The organism is Actinomadura syzygii (assembly GCF_008085905.1).
In the GTDB taxonomy this organism is placed as follows: Bacteria; Actinomycetota; Actinomycetes; order Streptosporangiales; family Streptosporangiaceae; genus Spirillospora; species Spirillospora syzygii.
Genome location: NZ_VSFF01000006.1, coordinates 78,805 through 94,947 on the forward strand (window position 1 = coordinate 78,805; position 16,143 = coordinate 94,947).

At 67.0% G+C, this 16,143-nt stretch carries 9 protein-coding genes; 3 read left to right on the forward strand and 6 right to left on the reverse strand.

Features of this window, described 5'->3' with window-relative positions; translation table 11 throughout:
- Positions 1-98 precede the first annotated feature (98 nt).
- On the reverse strand, positions 99-314 hold the full coding sequence (locus tag FXF65_RS46225; protein WP_222868584.1) for a transposase: 216 nt from the start codon (positions 312-314) through the stop codon (positions 99-101).
- A 540-nt stretch (positions 315-854) separates the two neighbouring features.
- On the opposite strand from FXF65_RS46225, the gene FXF65_RS15810 reads away from it, so the two are divergent.
- Positions 855-2,402, forward strand: coding sequence for a CBS domain-containing anti-phage protein (locus tag FXF65_RS15810; RefSeq protein WP_187412321.1), 1,548 nt, complete (start codon positions 855-857; stop codon positions 2,400-2,402).
- A 663-nt stretch (positions 2,403-3,065) separates the two neighbouring features.
- On the opposite strand, the gene FXF65_RS15815 is transcribed toward FXF65_RS15810, so the two are convergent.
- Together FXF65_RS15815 and FXF65_RS15820 are read right to left on the reverse strand one after the other, a co-directional pair.
- A complete protein-coding gene (locus tag FXF65_RS15815) occupies positions 3,066-3,554 on the reverse strand; it encodes a hypothetical protein (protein WP_148350721.1) in 489 nt (162 codons plus the stop codon).
- Between the two features lie 247 nt (positions 3,555-3,801).
- Positions 3,802-4,194, reverse strand: a complete 393-nt coding sequence (locus tag FXF65_RS15820; protein WP_148350722.1) for a hypothetical protein — start codon at positions 4,192-4,194, stop codon at positions 3,802-3,804.
- A gap of 213 nt (positions 4,195-4,407) precedes the next feature.
- Between FXF65_RS15820 and FXF65_RS15825 the strand changes: the two genes are divergently transcribed.
- Positions 4,408-5,400, forward strand: a complete 993-nt coding sequence (locus FXF65_RS15825; protein WP_148350723.1) for an AfsR/SARP family transcriptional regulator — start codon at positions 4,408-4,410, stop codon at positions 5,398-5,400.
- A gap of 3 nt (positions 5,401-5,403) precedes the next feature.
- On the opposite strand, the gene FXF65_RS15830 is transcribed toward FXF65_RS15825, so the two are convergent.
- The 3 genes from FXF65_RS15830 to FXF65_RS15840 are packed head-to-tail and all read right to left on the reverse strand — an operon-like array spanning position 5,404 to position 14,911.
- Positions 5,404-7,881 (reverse strand): sensor histidine kinase, encoded by a 2,478-nt coding sequence (locus tag FXF65_RS15830; RefSeq protein ID WP_148350724.1) that lies wholly within the window; start codon positions 7,879-7,881, stop codon positions 5,404-5,406.
- A complete protein-coding gene (locus FXF65_RS15835) occupies positions 7,878-11,219 on the reverse strand; it encodes a hypothetical protein (RefSeq protein ID WP_148350725.1) in 3,342 nt (1,113 codons plus the stop codon). Before FXF65_RS15835 ends, FXF65_RS15830 begins: the two co-directional genes overlap by 4 nt.
- Entirely contained in the window at positions 11,216-14,911 is a 3,696-nt protein-coding gene (locus FXF65_RS15840) for an AAA domain-containing protein (RefSeq protein WP_148350726.1), read from the reverse strand. Before FXF65_RS15840 ends, FXF65_RS15835 begins: the two co-directional genes overlap by 4 nt.
- A 755-nt stretch (positions 14,912-15,666) precedes the next feature.
- Here FXF65_RS15840 and FXF65_RS15845 point away from each other — a divergent pair.
- Entirely contained in the window at positions 15,667-15,891 is a 225-nt protein-coding gene (locus FXF65_RS15845; RefSeq protein WP_148350727.1) for a hypothetical protein, read from the forward strand.
- Positions 15,892-16,143: the final 252 nt, after the last annotated feature.

Genomic DNA, 16,143 nt, shown 5'->3' on the forward strand with positions numbered 1-16,143 from the left:
TGCTGGCTGTTGAGCTGCGGTTTCGTCGTGTGAACGACGAAAATCTGCGCACTAAGCAGCTCGATGGCCGACGGGCGATGGCCAACTCAGTCTCCAGTTCAGCGATCCGGCACCGCGCCGCGACCAACTCGGCCCGGTCGGTCGCGGTTAACCCGGGCTCCAGGCCGGAGTCCGATGCGGTCTTGGCGCAGCCACACGTAGAGAGACTGGCTGGGTAGGTCCAGATCGGCGGCGACCTGCCGGACCGGCCGCCCAGCCTTCACCAGATCCAGCACCTTGCGCCGGAACTCGGGGGTTACTCCGACCTCGGACACATCTCATGTTCAGGTGCCAGGCCTCTGACCTGGCATTTTCACCTTTTCGTGGCATGGAGCCAGACCCACGGACCGACAAGAGCGCAGGTCAGCAACATGGGGTTCATGTCCCCGGGTTCTCCCTATTTGCGCACGTCTTGGCGTAGCGCCTCTCTGTCGAGAGGTACAGCCGATCGGACCTCGCAGCTGCGGACGGCACCGGAACTGCGTGGCGGCGGCGCTGGTATCTGGTGCGGGACCGGGGGTGTTCCGTCCACTCACTCCCCCCATCAACCGATCATCAGTCGGCACGAGCCGTGTGCGCTTCGACACCTTGATGATCTCATCACCCCGGCTTCGGGCGATCAGGATGGTGTCCGTACTGGCGATAGAACCTCCCTGCCTCATCAGATAGAAGGTGACCACGTAACGACAACTCTTCGAGCCAAGTGGCGGCGACCGGGTTCGCATCCGTTACCTGAGCAACCGGTCAATCCCCTTGCATGTGCGACTAAGGCCCTGAAAGGCTTTATTGTGGTCGAGGCGCAGGGGAGGCCGGTCATGACCAGGGCACTGCGGCGTGAAGGTGAACCACTGGCGTGGATGATCCGTGGCGGATGGGCGGGAGAACGCGAGGCCACCGCTTTACAGGATGGTCTCGCCATCGCCGGGTGGAACGAGATGGATGATCTCAGCGCGATCCGGACTTGGGATGAGTTGTCCAAGGAGCTTCAGCGTATCTACCCAGATGCGGCCCGCAACGTGATCGGTAACTGGACGGGGCAGTTGTGGAAGTTCACCACCGAGATTCACGAGGGAGACCTTGTGGTCATGCCACTGAAGACCGATCCGAAGCACTTCGCCCTCGGGCGCGTTACCGGGCCGTATGAGTACTTGGGCGACAGGCCCGAAGGGTTCCGGCAGGTTCGCAAGGTCGAATGGGTTCGTCCCGGTGTTCCTGGTAAGGCGATCAGGCCCGACCTGCGGGCCAGCTTGGGTTCCTTGCTCACCGTCTGCAGATTGACGCGCAACGATGCGGCACGCCGGATCGCCTCCATCATCGAGACCGGGACCGACCCCGGGCTGGATGGCGAAGAGGTGGTTACGAGTTCAGACGAACTCCTTGCGGACGCGGTCGCGCGGGAACCAGCCAACCTTCGGACACTGACGATCCGGAATCTGCTCGAGCACTGGGGATTCGAGCGTCGTACCAGCGCGGTCGTCACAGTCATCAAGGCGGCTCTGGCGGATGAGGGGTTGACGACCCGTCCGCCCTTCACCGAAGGATCCCTCAGCGATGAGGTGACGCTGGTACCCCAGGGTGCCGAGCCGGGCTCAGGTGTCGAGACCGCCGACAACGTGGCGGATACCGAGGACGTCTCCGAGCCGCAGCACATGACTCTGCGACTAGGGAACCTGCCGGCACGGCTGGTCTCGGTCCCGAGCACGGCGACGCTGACCCACGCCAAGACTCTGATGCTGAAGCACCAGTTCTCCCAACTCGCCGTGATCGATGACGACGGCACCTACCGTGGCGCGGTGAGCTGGGAGTCGATCGGCAAGGCTCACGTCGCCTTCCCCGATCCCTCGCTTGCGAACGCGATCGTCCCGGCCCCGGTGGTAGATCACGACGCTCTTCTCCTGCACCAGATCGAGGTGATCTACGACCGGGGCTTCATTTTCGTCCAGAACGCCGATCGGAACCGGATCACCGGGATCTTGACCGCCGCCGACCTCACCCGCCAATTCGGAAAGCTCGCGCGTCCATTCGTCCTCATCGAGGAGGCGGAGAACAGGCTGCGACGCGCCGCTGAAGAGGTCTTCAACGTGGACGAGCTACGCGCGGCCGCGCCTGCGAACCGGAGGAGCAGGGTTCACCAAGCCACCGATCTCACCTTCGGCGGTTACGGTCATCTATTGAAGGAGCCGCAGCGCTGGTCCGCGCTCGGCTGGAACGTCGATCATGAACTCTTTCTCGGGCTATTGGAAGAGGTCCGGCAGGTGCGCAACGAAATCATGCACTTCACGCCCGACGAACTCTCCGCCGAGAAATACGACTCGGTCAATGGTCTGCTGACCCTGCTGCGTACGGTCGACCCGAGACCTTGACCACGCATGGAGACATGACTCAGGTCACATCGGCAGAATGCCTGCAGCCGTGATCGTGTGTGGATTATTGGCCGGGTCGCCCCTCGGACACATCTCCATCTTTAGGCGCTAGGTCTCTGATCTGGCGCTTTGCCATTTCGTGATATGGGTGGGACGCACTGACCTACGAACCCGCAGGTCGGCACCATCGGGGTTCAGGCCCGGGTTCTACCGACTTGTGCACGTTTGGCGTATCGCCCCGTGGCGGCAACCGTCCGGTGGCGAACGACGTCGCATTCGCCGTCCCAGAGGGGAGCCGGGGCTCGGACTCTTCTTGGTTGTGGGCACCTGGGTGGTCCCAGCGCATCGACTTGGTGACCTTCGGGGACCACGCCGTCCCGTACGGGGACGAGGCGTCCGGCGCCGAGTCGTACATGAACGGCTTGGGCATCACAAAGACCGGCCGGCCGTCGAAATCTCTTTTGTAGAACGCGATCGCCCCGTCCGGACTCTGCCACGCCCGCACCCGACGGGCTCTACCTTGAAGGCGTTGCTGCCGTTGCCAGGTGGGGCGGCAGGTCCGCGTCGCCGAGCAGATCCGGGTAGGTGACGCCGTTGCCACTGGTCTCCCGTTTGGTCAGTTCGGTCAGTAGCGTGCCATGCGGCAGGCTCGCCGCGCTGGCGTCAAGGTGAGCGGCTCATCGAGGCGGGTGACGAAGAAGCTGCGCAAGGTGTTGGTCTAGTGCCGTAGACGAAACCCTTGCGGTCGGGCGCTTTGACCGGCGGGTCGATGTCGTGCCAGTCACCGTCCCGGCCGCGCAAGTGCAACGCGGCCGCCGACAGTTTCTTCTGCAACAGCTCATCCGACAGCTCGAACACCTTGGCGTTCGCCGTCCGGCGGCCCGTCAGCTCCTTGACCCGATTCGCCGGTGCCGCCTTCGCACTGGGTGGCATCGGGTCATCACGCGGCACGCCTTCGCCCGCCAGCTTGCGCGACTTGGTCTCGTCATCACCGAAAAGACCCTTGAACCGGTCCCGTGCGCTGCGTCTGCTCTCTGGTTTCCAGCGTCTCCAGGGTCGGACGCCCCGGCACCGGCCGGGCGCCTTTGAGGTCATCACGATCTTGGTCGGGGACGGCCTGACCATCATGGTCTGCTGCCGTGTGCTGGGCATGTCGGAGTCGGTGTTCCGCGCATGGCGACAGGGCACGCTGTCACGCCGGGCAATCCCGCCTGCGGCTGACCGAGCAGATCCACAGGAGCATGTGACTCCTGCGGCACCTTAGGGCGGACAGTAGCATGCACGCCGAGCTCACCTTTGATCTGGGCATCACAATCGGGCACGGCGCGGCGGAGATCAAGTAGCGACCGGCATCTGATGGGTCGGTGCGAAGTTCCCACACCGACCCATCAGATGCCGTCTAACCACCGTGCCACCACGCCTTGTTGAATTGAGATTTCGGCACGAGCTCCGTCTGATCCCGTACGGGCCATTCCCTGTATTGCCATGGCGGTTGCGCCCGACACGGGCAGCGTGCGCGGAATTCGAAACCGCAATGATATCTCGTCGGCGGACGACCGTAGTCGCCGTGCGACCGCTTCGCCTCGGCGGATGAACGCAGCAGACCGACGATGCCGCAGAACAGGCCGCCGATTCCCCAGAATGCCGGGATCCCGATCAGGGCGCCCTGAGCGCCGGGGACGTCCAGAAGCAGCGTGACCAGCCAACCGATCAGGACACCGAGAAGCGCGCTGGTTTCCAGGATGATGATCACGATGTTGACGCGAGGCGCCATGGCCGTACCGTCGGGCATATTGAATCTCCTTGTACCGATCAAAGTGATGGTCGCCAGGACGGTGGCGCTTTTCCCATACACGTCTTCAGTAAACTGTGCGACGCTGAACCACCCAATGGGATCCTCGTTGAACTTCCACTGAGCGCGCCGATGGGGAGTTCAGCGGATCTTCAGCCGTCCATTCAGCTGATTTTCTGGGCCGTCGCCCGGCTCTTGCGCTAAAGTCGGCTCATGGGGACGAGTGGAGCCAGAGCGTGCATCGACATTCTCGGTGTCGCGCGCATCCGCCCGCCCGGTGGAGACCCGATCGAATTACCGCCCGCACGCGCCGCCGTGCTCATCCGGTTGCTCCTCGCGGAGGCGCAAGAGGTGCCGCAGCAGCGGCTTCAGCAGCTGCTCCCCCATGACGGAGGCGAACAGGCGGTCCAGAAGCACGTGAGCGATCTGCGCGCGCAGCTCAAGCGCTACGGAGTTCAGGTGCCGCCGATGAAAAGGTACGCCGGGACCTACCATTTACCCCTGGACGGAATCGTCGTGGACGCCTTCCAGTTCAGGGACGGGGTGGCCGGGCTGGCCGACCCGCCTGCGGGGGACGAGATCGACGCCCTGCTCAAGCTCTGGCGCGGCGACCCGCGCGCGGTGCATCCGAACGTCCCATCTCGGCTTTGGCGGAGTGTGTTCGACGCGCGCGATCGGCTGCTGAGCGTCGTGGCGGGGCCGGCCGTCACCCGGCTGGCTCTCGGGCAATGGTGGCGCTTCGCCGACCTGTTCCCCGCGGACGAGAAGGTCGACCAGGTCACCGGCCTGCTCGCTCCGGCAAAGGACCGGACGGCCGATCCGGTCCCGCGACTGCTGATCGTGGAGGACCACATCGGTGAGCATCTCCGCGACCGGCTGACACCCTATGACTGCACCGTGATCACTTCGCCGAAATGCTGGCATGATTTCCTCGCCACCACTGGCGGAAAATTCGACTTCGCCGTGGCACTCGTCGATCTGCACTTGAACGAGGAGAGCGACGATTACGGCGGCCTCGACGTGCTCGCTTATATGCGCGACCATGTCCCACGCATTCCCACTGTGCTGCTTACGGCTTACACCACGCCAGGCATCGTGGATGACATGAAGGAGAAGTACCGGATCGACCTGATCGTCCACAAAGATCCCAGCGGCTCCGTGGCCGACGTGCGGGAAGCGGTCTCGCGGTTGCTCCGCCTCCACTGAGGCTCAGCCGTTCTCGCCGTTGTGCGTCCCAGTTAGCGGCAGCCTTATCGCAAGGTGCGTACCCCCGAGGTCACTCGGCCGATCCAGGATGTCCAGTACCCCGCCGTTGTAGGCGATGTGGTCCATGGCATGCCGGAAGCCCACCCCGCCGCCGTGTTCGGACACCCGCTCGCCGTTGGGGTTCAGCAATTCTCGCCGTATCTCCGGAGGAATTCCGGGGCCGGAGTCCTCGATGTCGATGCGGGCCCACGCTGGAGGCCGGCCGGGCTCGGGCGGTTCGATACCACAGCTAAGGCGGACCTGTCCGCGCTCCCCGTCGCGGGTGGGCTTCGCCGCCCGCGCCGCGTTGTTGATCAGGTTGTCCAGCGCCAGCCTGAAAAGTGGCCTGCTGCCCCAGACCAGCGGCGCGCCGACGCCGTCCGCGTGAAAGGCGATCTCGATGTCCCGGTGCGCGAGGTCAAACTGGTGCCGCCGGCCCCGCAGCAGGTCGCGCAGATCGAAGACCTTCCGCCGCAGCAGGTTGGTGGCGCCCTCCGGCTCCGACAGGACCCAGACATCGTCCAAGTCCGCTATCAGGGCCACGGCCCGGTCCAGCTGATCCTGGTGCTCGCCGCGACACCCGGCCAGTTCCACCAGGATGTTCTTGACGGCGAACACGCCCGTCTTCACCTGGTGCATGGCGGATGTCAGCCCGAGGTTCTGCAGTTGCAGGTCGGCGCTCTTGATGGTGCGCGAGCGCCGTTGGACCAGCTCGTCGAAGTCGTCGTTGAGCAACGCCTCCACGTCCACGGCACCCAGCAGCGCCGCCAGGCCTGGCCGCGACCAGCCGTAACCGTCCAACCCGCGCTCCTCCAGCAGAACGCCCGTGATGGCGCGGTGCGCGGCGGCCGGCAGGGAGATCAGGTCGTCGGAGGACCGGACGACGGCCAGGTATTGACTGAGGTCGTCAACCGTGAACCGCGCATCCGGTTGCTCACCGTAGGTCATCAGTGCGATGTGCAGCAGCACCGCGACCTCCCGGTCGGCGAAAATCGGCGCGAGCACCCGCCGATGGAACTTCTCCATCGCGGCCCGGTCCTGACGCCACAGCGCGAGGTCCCCGGCGGTGAGCTCCAGTGGTCTGTGGCCGTCGGGTGCCAGCTGCTCCAATGCGACCCGCAGCGCCCGCGGATACGCGCCCGTGTCGTACAACAGCGCGTCCGTCACGCCCAGGCCGGGGTGCACGCCGAGCAGATCGAGACACCACGTGATAGCGTCCCGCGTCTCGTGAGCTGACGTGGGGAACTGTGCCGTCGCGGTGTCTTCGCCGAGCACGTCGGCCACCCGAAGTCGGCGGCAGACCTCCCGGAGCAGATTGGCCCGCCGGGCCGCCGGGCTCGCCGGGCGACCGGCCCCGGCAGGCGCGATCAGCCGGAAGATGGCGGTGGCGTCGAGCGCCGCCACACCCGGCAGTGCACCGGGCACGCCGACGGCGGGCACGAACCATACAGCCGCCGGGCCTTCCGGCGGCGCCCAGCCCGGCGGGCCCACATACAGCGGCACCTTCTTGGGCAGGGCGATCCACGGCAACCGATAGTCGGAGACGGCGACGAGGTGGGTGCGAAAGCCCTCTCCGACCGGCGTGACCGGGTGCGGCAGGCGCCCGGCCCCCAGGGCGTCATCGAGCGCGGTGGCGAATTCGCGCACGCTGTCGAGATCGCATTGCCTGTGTACTTCCTCCAGCGCTCGGAGCATCTCCGGCGCGGTGCGGTCCTGCTCCGGCGGGCGCCAGCGGTCGGGGAATCCGGGCGGTGCCGCGCCGTCGTGATACCAGCGGAGAATCTCCGGAAGGTTGCGGTCCGACCACGGCCACCGCGTCCATCGGGGCACCGAGGCCGGGCCGCCGGGGACGTCCGCGGAGGGCCCGTCCTCGAGCAACCTCTCGGCGGCGGGGAACTCGCCAGCGTCAAGGCAGCCCCGTACCGCTGCGGCCCACTCGCCGTGCGAATCCGGATCCCGGGCAGCCAGCGAACGCTCCAACCGGGCCTTGAGCTCCGCCTCGGCGGCCAGCAGGTGCTCCCTCTCCCATTCGTCGAGGGCGTTGACCGCCGCCGCCCGGCGCTCGCGCGGCAGCGCGGACATGGGCGGGGGACTCTCGCTGAACCCGGCCCGCCGCATCCGCTGGACCAGCCCGTCACGGCGCCTGGCCAGCTCGCCGACTGTCGCCTGCTCGGCGGCGCGGACCTGCTCGATCAGGTCGCTGGCGGCATCGTCCTGGAGCACCTTGGCCTCCGCAAGCCGCTGTGCCACGCCGAACTCGCCGCGCTCCAACAGGACGGCGACGGCCTGCCCGGGGTCGGTGACCGGCACGGCAATGCCGTCCAGCAGCCGGTCGGCGTAGCGCCGGTCGTCCGCTGTCCCTCCGGGGTAGGCGAGTTCGATAAGCAGCGAGGGGTACCGCCACCGTTCGTCCCAGTCGGCCAGCGTGGCGTTCCAGTTCATGCCGCTCCCCACCTTGTGACGACCTCCAGATCCGCCAGCGCCCACTGGACCAGGCGGCGTTCCGGCTCGGGGACGAAGGGAAGCGCCGCGATGGCCTTGGACCGCCACGCCGCCAGCCTCCGGGCCGCCGTCCGGGCCTCCTTGAGCTCGTAGCCACCGTCGGCAGCAGGATCGCGTACGGCCGCCGCGATCTGCCGGGCCGCCTTGAGCACCGCCTCCAACCGCTCGAGATAACGGGGCAGCCGCTGATAGTCGTGCATCAGCTCACCCTGCTGCTGGACGTCGGCCCCGATCGTGTGGACGAGTGAGCGGACATCGTCGACGGGCTGTGTGGCCAGCCATCGTTGCAGCGCCCTGATGTCGCGGCCATCGACGATGGTGCGCAACACGCCGAACGGGCCATCGTCGCGGAACAGGCGCGCGTGGGCCTTGATGCTGGACGCGAACCGGAAGGACGTCCGTTCGACCCGCTCCAGCCGGACCGCGAGGTCGTCCCAGGCTCCGGCAAGGTCGGCGCGTTCGTGCTCGGTGTGGGAGTCGGCGCGGATGCGCTCGATCGGCAGCGGCCGGCCCGTCACCGCCCAGGTGTCCCGGGCGATCGCCGCCAGCTCGCGCCAGGGCTCGGGCAGCGCGTCGCCTAGCAGCACGTCCAGCGTCTGCTCGGCTGCGTCGGCGTGCGCGCTGAGCGGGGTGAGCAGCAGCTCGGCGGCGCCGACTGCGGCGAGCGCTACCTGTTCGGCCGCAGTGGGGTTTTCCAGGACGGCGTCGACGATCGCGTTGGGAAACGCTTCCCGGCCAAGGGCGGCGGCCACCGTGGTGAGGGTCTGGCGCGGCCGCATGGCCGGGTCGGCGATGACGCCCCGAAGCAACGCCGCCTCGATGAACGCCCCTGACACCCAGCGGTCCAGCAGCAACCACCGCCACCACCGGTCGGCGGGCCTGGCCCGCTCGTCGTCGGTGGCCCGCTCGTCGTCGGTGGCCCGCTCGTCGGTCGCCTGCCGTAGCACGTGGGCGGCCGAAACCCGGAGGACGCCCGCGTCCACCTCCTTGCGCTCCAGCTCATCGAGCAGCGACCAGGCCGTTGCGGTACCGAGCGCGTCGATATGCGCGCGGATCACTTCGGCCCGGGCCGGCCCGTCCTCTGCAGAGACTTCGCGCAGGTCGTTAAGCAGCACCTGCGCGGAGATCGCCGTGCTCACCTGAGTGTCCGGCGCGGGCGCGGGCGCGGGCGCCGTTGGCGGCGGCGACGCGGGGTCAGCCCGCAGCGCCGCCAGCACCCGCTCGGCAATCGGCGCTCCAACGATCTTGATGCCGATCTCCGAGCGCCGCTTGTGCGAGGAGACCGCCGCGCCCGACAGCGGGTCAAAGCTGCCGGCCACCACCACATCGTCGGACACGAGAACGCGCGCGTTCGTCTCATGGTGATCGGTCGTCAGGAACCCGGGGAACTCGGCCCGCAACGACCGCAGCGCAGCAGGCGTGGACCCGTCGGCGGCAACGTCGTCGCCATGCGTGACAGTGACGTCGATCCCACGGGTGAGCGGCGCCCGCAACGCGCTATCCATCCTGGTGCCGCCCATCTCAAACCCGACCCGGCGCGAACTGATCAGGATGCGGCGCTCGGCCGACCGCAACGCATCCGAGAGCAGGTGGCGGTGCGCCTCGTCGTAGACGACCTCCGCCCACGGGCGTTCGAAGGCCTGGGCCTTCTGGCTGACCCCGTCGACGTACTTGCGCCAGGCGTCCACCCAAAACGCGACGGCGGTGGCGGCGTTCGGTTCGGTGTCGGTGTCGGGCGGGGTCTTCGGCAGCTCCAGGGGACGCGGGGCCACTGGATCGCGCACCTCCAGGAAGTCGCCGTGCCGCACCTGGACCATCGCGCCGACGCCGTAGTCAGGGATGGCCTTACGTGTCCACTGCAGCAGATCCTCCAGCGGCGTACAGGCATCATCCGATTCCGCCGCTATCCGCACACCCAGCTCCTGAACCGCGTCGCTCCCGGAATCGGATGCCTTGTCCGCCTGACGGGGCGCACGCAGCGGCGCACGGCCGCTGACCAGTGCCATCCGATCGTCCGCGATCACCAAGCAGGCGTTGGTCCGGCTCGGGCCGGAAGAGTACACAACCCGGTTCGGGAAGTCCTCGGTCAGCTCGGCGAGCAGCTGTCCGACGCGGGGGTCGAGTTCGGGGCCCCGGCCCGCCCCCCAGACGAGCACCAGATGGACTCCCTCCGCCAGCTTCCTGCGGAGCGAGCCCAGCAGGGAGTGCAACTGCCCGTACTCCACGATCGGGGACACGAAGACGATCTGCCGTTTCGCCGCGCGGATGAGCTCCCGTACACACTCGGTGTGTCCCGCGGCGTCTCTGACCACCCTGCAGCGCACCTGATGTTTCATGCGGAGGTCGTAGAGGGAGTCCAGCCGCCGGGCCTGGTCACACAGATCCAGGTGGTAGTCGCGGCGCTTCCCGGCGCGGATGCCGTCCATCTTGCGCACCGCGTTCTGCACACGGCCTATCGCCGCCTCCAGCGAGAGCGCCTCCTCCCACACGCGGTCGGCCTGGGCCCGCAGAGCGCGGGCGAAGTCCGCTTCTGGGTACTGCTCCACGAGGTCGGCGAGCCTGGTCGCGGCCCGTTCCCGGTACGCCAAGGGGTAGGAGTCGTTCAGCACCCGGAAGCGGAGCCTGCTGGTCATGTCGTCCGCGCCGATCTGGACATCGAGCTGCACCCAGCGCGTCTCGTGCTCGGTGCGCAGATCCCTCGGCACCACGTGCGCGGCGAGAACCTGTTTCTCCCGGCCGGGCCGCCGCTCGACCTGCGCCTCGCTGCCGAGGGCCTGCTCGATCGCGGCCACGAGCTGGGGGACGGGCACGTCGTCGATGGAGACTTCGCTGTTCTCGACCGGAATCCGGATATGACCGTTGCGGGGTTTGTGTCTCCCACCGACCGGCATCACCCGGCCACTAAGCTTGTCGATCATGAGCATCTTCTCTTGCGCGGAGATCTCCGCGCCGGGCAGCTCATACAGCTTTCCGTCCGCGTAGCGCTGTGCCACGTCCGGGGTGACGCTCGCCTCGGCGTTGGCCAGGTTTAGCGCCACGTAGTTCTTGCGCCACAGGTCGGCGATGAGATCGACAGCGATGCGCCGGTTGACCCCCAGCCGGTCGATGAGCTGCTCGATCGGGACACGATCGCTTTCTCCCCGCGCCTTCCGCTGCTTCTGGACTAGCGCGATCGCCTCCAGCACGCCGAGTTCCATCGGGGAGAGGAGGCGGCCGTATCCGAGCCGCACCCGTACCGGGACCAGTTCGCACGGGACGCTGACGACGGCGGTACTCACGGCGCCACCACTGCCTTCGCCGGCAGGACGGTGCCGAAGCGCTCGACCCCGATGCAGACGTCCTTCCAAAAGGGCGACCCGCTGTCGCGGAAGTGCCCGAAGTTCCCCACGACGACGAGCAGCCTGCGGGCCCGCGAGAACATGACGTTGACCAGCTCACGCTGATCCAGATGGCCGATGCTCCGCCACGGGTGCGCCCCGTCGCCGCGCTGCGTGTCCCGGACGAGGGAAACGACGACGATGTCGGCCTCCTTACCCTGGAACGAGTGGATGGTGTACACGTGCTTGGTCAGGTCGGTTCGTCCACGAAGCAGGTCGGCCTGGCGCCGGTACGGGGTGAGGATCGCCATGGGTTCCTCTCCAAAGCCGTGCTTGCCGACCGCGGGTTTGGGACGCAACTGGCCCACCAGACTCGCCACCACGTCCACCTCACCCGGATTGGCCCAGGCCAACTCGTCGGCGCACTGCGGCAGCCCGTGGGTATCCAGCCACACCAGTGATTGCCCGGCGAGCGGCTCGGGTGCGGTGAGCCCGTGCGGCTCGTACCGCTTCCCAGTCACAAGCAACCCTTCGCGAAGCCCGCCGGAGTCCCTGGCCTCCCCCCTGGGGTAGAAAACCCGGCTGACGACCTCCTTGATGGGCTCGTTCATGCGGAACTGCCGGGATAGCACCTGCAGCGGACGTTCCAGGTGTGCATCGTCCACATCCCCCGTGGTCGTATCGGTGTCGAACAGCGACCCAAAGAGGTCGAAGACCCTGCGGTACTCCGCGCTGCGGGCGCCGTGGATCGCAACGTCGTCGTCCTCGTCGGTGTGACTGTCGTCGATGAAGCGCAGCACCTCCCGCCGACGGTGCGCGGGCAACTGGTGGTGGTCCCCGATCAGAGTCCAGCGCAGCCCGCAGGACAGCGGAATCGCCAGTTCGGTGGGCCAGGCTTTGGCGGCCTCCTCCACCAGCACCCAGTCGAACATCGCAGAGGACTCGTCGGAGGCGACGAACTGCGGGACGGCGGCCGCGCACGTGGCGAAGACCATGCCGGCACCGCGCAGCAGTCGGTCGGCGAGTTCGGGCCCACACTCCTCGACGACGGGAAGCCACCGCTGCTTCAGAAAGGCGCGCCATTCGTTATCGTCGTCCACCTCGGAATCGGTGGACGCGTGGTCGTAGAGGGCATCGCGGATCCGTTCAGTGAGTTTTCCGAGCGTGAACGGCTTCATCCGCTCGTCCACCCGGGCCTCGCCCGCGTTGGTGGTCACCCGGAGTGCGACCACACGGTCCGTGCCTGTCGGACGGTGCCGCTTGTCGATCACGCCCATCCGCTGGAGGATACGCAACGCCAGGTTGTCCAGCGCGTAGTTCGACTGAGCCGACACCAGCACCCGCGCGCCCTCCTCCATTCTGAGGAACGCGGTGAGCGCGCGGGCCGCCACCTCGGTCTTGCCCGTGCCCGGCGGCCCCTGCACGGCTGAGAACGGTTCGCAGACCAGCAGGTCGAGGACGACGTCATCGGCGTCGAAAGTGGTGGGCTCGATGTCGGCCACCGCATCCTTCCAGCGACCGGGGAGGCCTCGGATTGTGGACGGCCGGCGAAGCTGGCTCAGCAGGACCTTGTTGTCCAGCAGTTCCCAGCGCGCGTCCGTCTGCCGCCGCAACGACACATGGCTGCCCCCGTCACCGGCAGGCCGCAGCCACCCCTTCGCAGGCAGCTCCAATCCGCTGGAGGCGTGCCGCACAATGATGGCGTCGTCGCCGTGTTGTTCGGTGACGGAGACCTTACCGAGCCGATGCCCGTGATCGGGCTGGCCATCGTTGTCGGCGATGACATCGATCTCATTGGCGGCCTCGTCGTTGACCATTCGCGCGAAGAAGTCCCCGAAGCTGGGGCGCAGCTGGCCGTAGAAACGGCGGGTCAACCCGTCGGAATGCCTGCGGCGGTCGTCCCGGGCGTGGTCCAGGCGGAGCGTGGCGGTCGTCGCGCCCTGCTCCGCCACCTCGTAGGGGTATTCCCGCGCGCGCAACTCGATGCCTTGATAACGGAGCAACCAGTCGAGGGCCTGCTCGAACAGCAGCTCCTCGGGTTCGCCGGCAAGCGGCGGGGTGAGGGCGTCGATGAGCGTCGACCACTTCGGACGGCCCGTTCGGCACTCTGCTAGCTCCTGCGGGTCGATGTCGTAGGCAACGGCCTTCACCTGTGGGATCGCACGGTCAGCGTGAGCCCGCGCGACCGCCCGGTCGGCGCTTTTGCCGTGCAGGCTCTCCAGCGGCACGGCGAAGGTGATGATCAGGACGTCGTCGAGGCCAGGCCCGTGCGCCGAGCCGATCGGGTTCCAGGCCTTGAACGGCCTGCAGAACCAGGCGTGCGTCTGCCCCTTCAGCATCTGGCGTGACTCGCGTTGGGCCTTGGCCTGACCCGCCCGGATGTACGGCTCGGCGCCGTGCGGGGCGTAGATCAGGGTGGCCCCGCGCAGGTCCCTCTCGATGAACGCGGCCAGCTTCTCCCGACCCTCCGCGCTGTTGGGATTCTCGCCGAGCCAGCCGCTCCACATCGGTCTCTGGTATTCGTGGGGGATGAACGCGATCAGGTACGGCTTGTCGGACTGGGGCCCGGCGAGGGAGTTGGTGAGCTGCTCGAAACACTCGTTGAGCTTGGTCACCACCTCACCGGCCTCGGGCCGCAGATGGGGAAGCGGGTTGAGCATGTCGCCGAGCAGCTCGCGCAGCTGGTCCGGTAGCGTCTTGGCAAGATCCCCACCGCTGGCCAGCCGCCCGCGTAGCCCGTCGTGGATCTCCGTCACGGCCTTGATGATCTCTTCGGGAGCGGCGTCGCCGGGCGGGCCAGTGATCGCGCTCGGCAGGTCGTCGGCGAACCATTCGTAGACCAGCATGCCGAGCCCGAACACGTCGGACCGGGTGTCCCCGACGTCGGCGTTCCCGGCGTTCTCGCCCGCGAACAGGTAGCGCAGCCGTTCCGGCGGGCAGTAGGTCAGCGCCCGGGGATCCTGGAGCTTGATGATGCGCCTGGTCCGTTCCTCGGCCGCACTCTGGTTCGACGGGGTGGCCCGCAGCATGTCGGCAACCATGCGGCTCATCTCGAACCGAGACAGCCGGAACCGCGGCGTGTTGGTCTCCGGATCATGGTCCACCTCGACGGTGCCTGCCCAGAGATTGCGGTGCACGATCCCGAGACTGTGCAGCTGGGCCAGCCCATCCGCGAGTATGTAGAACTGCCTGACCGCGAGCATCCGTTCCACGCGCAGCGCCTTGCGCAACTCCGGCATGGCGAGGTTGTGGATTGCTCCCTTGGTCACGACATAGGCGAACCCGTCGACGCCCGGTGCGATCGGCGTGGTGGCCTCCGGTTCCTTGTAGCCACCGCCGAGGATCGTCGGCAGCGCCGGGTGCCGGAGGGCGGCCGCCCGCATCAGCACCCGGACTTCCTGATTCCAGAAATCCCCGCCGATCTTGGAAACTCCGCAATAGATCTGCAGGATGACCGGTCGGCTGCTGCCATCGACGAGCCCGTAACGGTAGAGGGTGCCTTTGATGATCTCTTCACGGGCGGCTTCGATGGGTTTCCCACCGGCCGGACGGTAGCTTTCCCGGCCGACGGTGGCCGCGCCAAAGAAGTGCATGACCAGCCGGTCAATTTCCTGCGGATCGATTCCACTCGGCTCGTCGTCGATCTTGGCCACCTCCGACCTGGCTCATCGCCTACGACGGACCGATGCTAGCCTGGCGAAAATTATGATCATGCCCGATCTAGGCAAATCGCTCCGTTGTGCGCATTTTTACCCAGACAAAAATGGATTTGATGTCAGGTTCGGTGTAAATAGAACAAAACGGACTTGGTTGTGGGTCAGTGGTGGACTCGATCGTCCGGTCCGGGGCGGCCGGTTGGGATGGGACACCAGGCCGGTCTCATGGGCCACCACCGCCTTGGCACGGCTGGCCGCGATCGGCGGGCTAAACGATACGAGCCGCACCGAGTTGCGCAGCGAGCGCGCGGGTTCGCGTTACAGCCCTACAACCTCGTCCCGTTGCTGAGCATCGCCGACAACATCGCGCTGCCGCTGCGACCGGCGGCAGGGCAGCGGCCCCTGCCTGGCTGCGCACGCTGGTCGGACGGGTCGGCTTGGCCGAACGGCTGTCACATCGTCCCGCCGAACTGCCCGGCAGCCCGTAGCAGCGGGCCTAATCGCCCGCGCGCTGGGCCCCAACCCAGCCATCGAGTTCACCGACAGGCGCATTCGATCTGCACACCGCCCGCAAGGCACCGAGCCTGCTAGCGGACCTGGTCGGCACTCTGGGTCGGACTGTCGTGATAGTTACTCCTGGTCGCCGCTGCGGGCGCACCGCGTGCTGGTCATGCGCGGATGGACTTATCGTCGGCTCGCCCTGGCTCTCAACGGCACCCAATTGGCCCACCGACCCTGGAGGCGGCTTAGCGATGCCGTGCCTCGTCCTGCGCACGCCGTACCATCTCGCGGACGGCGAGGACTGGTCCGACAAAATCGTCGCCTTCATGTCCTACATGCGAGTTGACGGATTCAACGACCTGTCAACCGAAGACCTGCATTTGCTGTCGATGACTCATAGCAGCCCGCTGGAAGCGGTGTGGGCCAGCACCCGACTATGCGCCTACCGGAATACAGGAGGGTGCACCGAGCAGTGAATGGACAGGCCATGTGCTGTCGGAGCGTGTCGCCCCAGGGGAGACGCACCGACAGCACATGCACGCGAACGGCGCTACGGGACCGCGTCGAATGACAGGGCAGCGTACAGTGGAATCAAGTTTGGGTTTTCGGTCTCTTTCCGACCTCGGACACGAACCTTTTCCCCATATGGTGCGGGATCGACGTGCGCCTCGGCCCACACTGCGCGGGCTGCGAGAAAGCGCCGACTGAAACCAACCGAGCCGATCGCA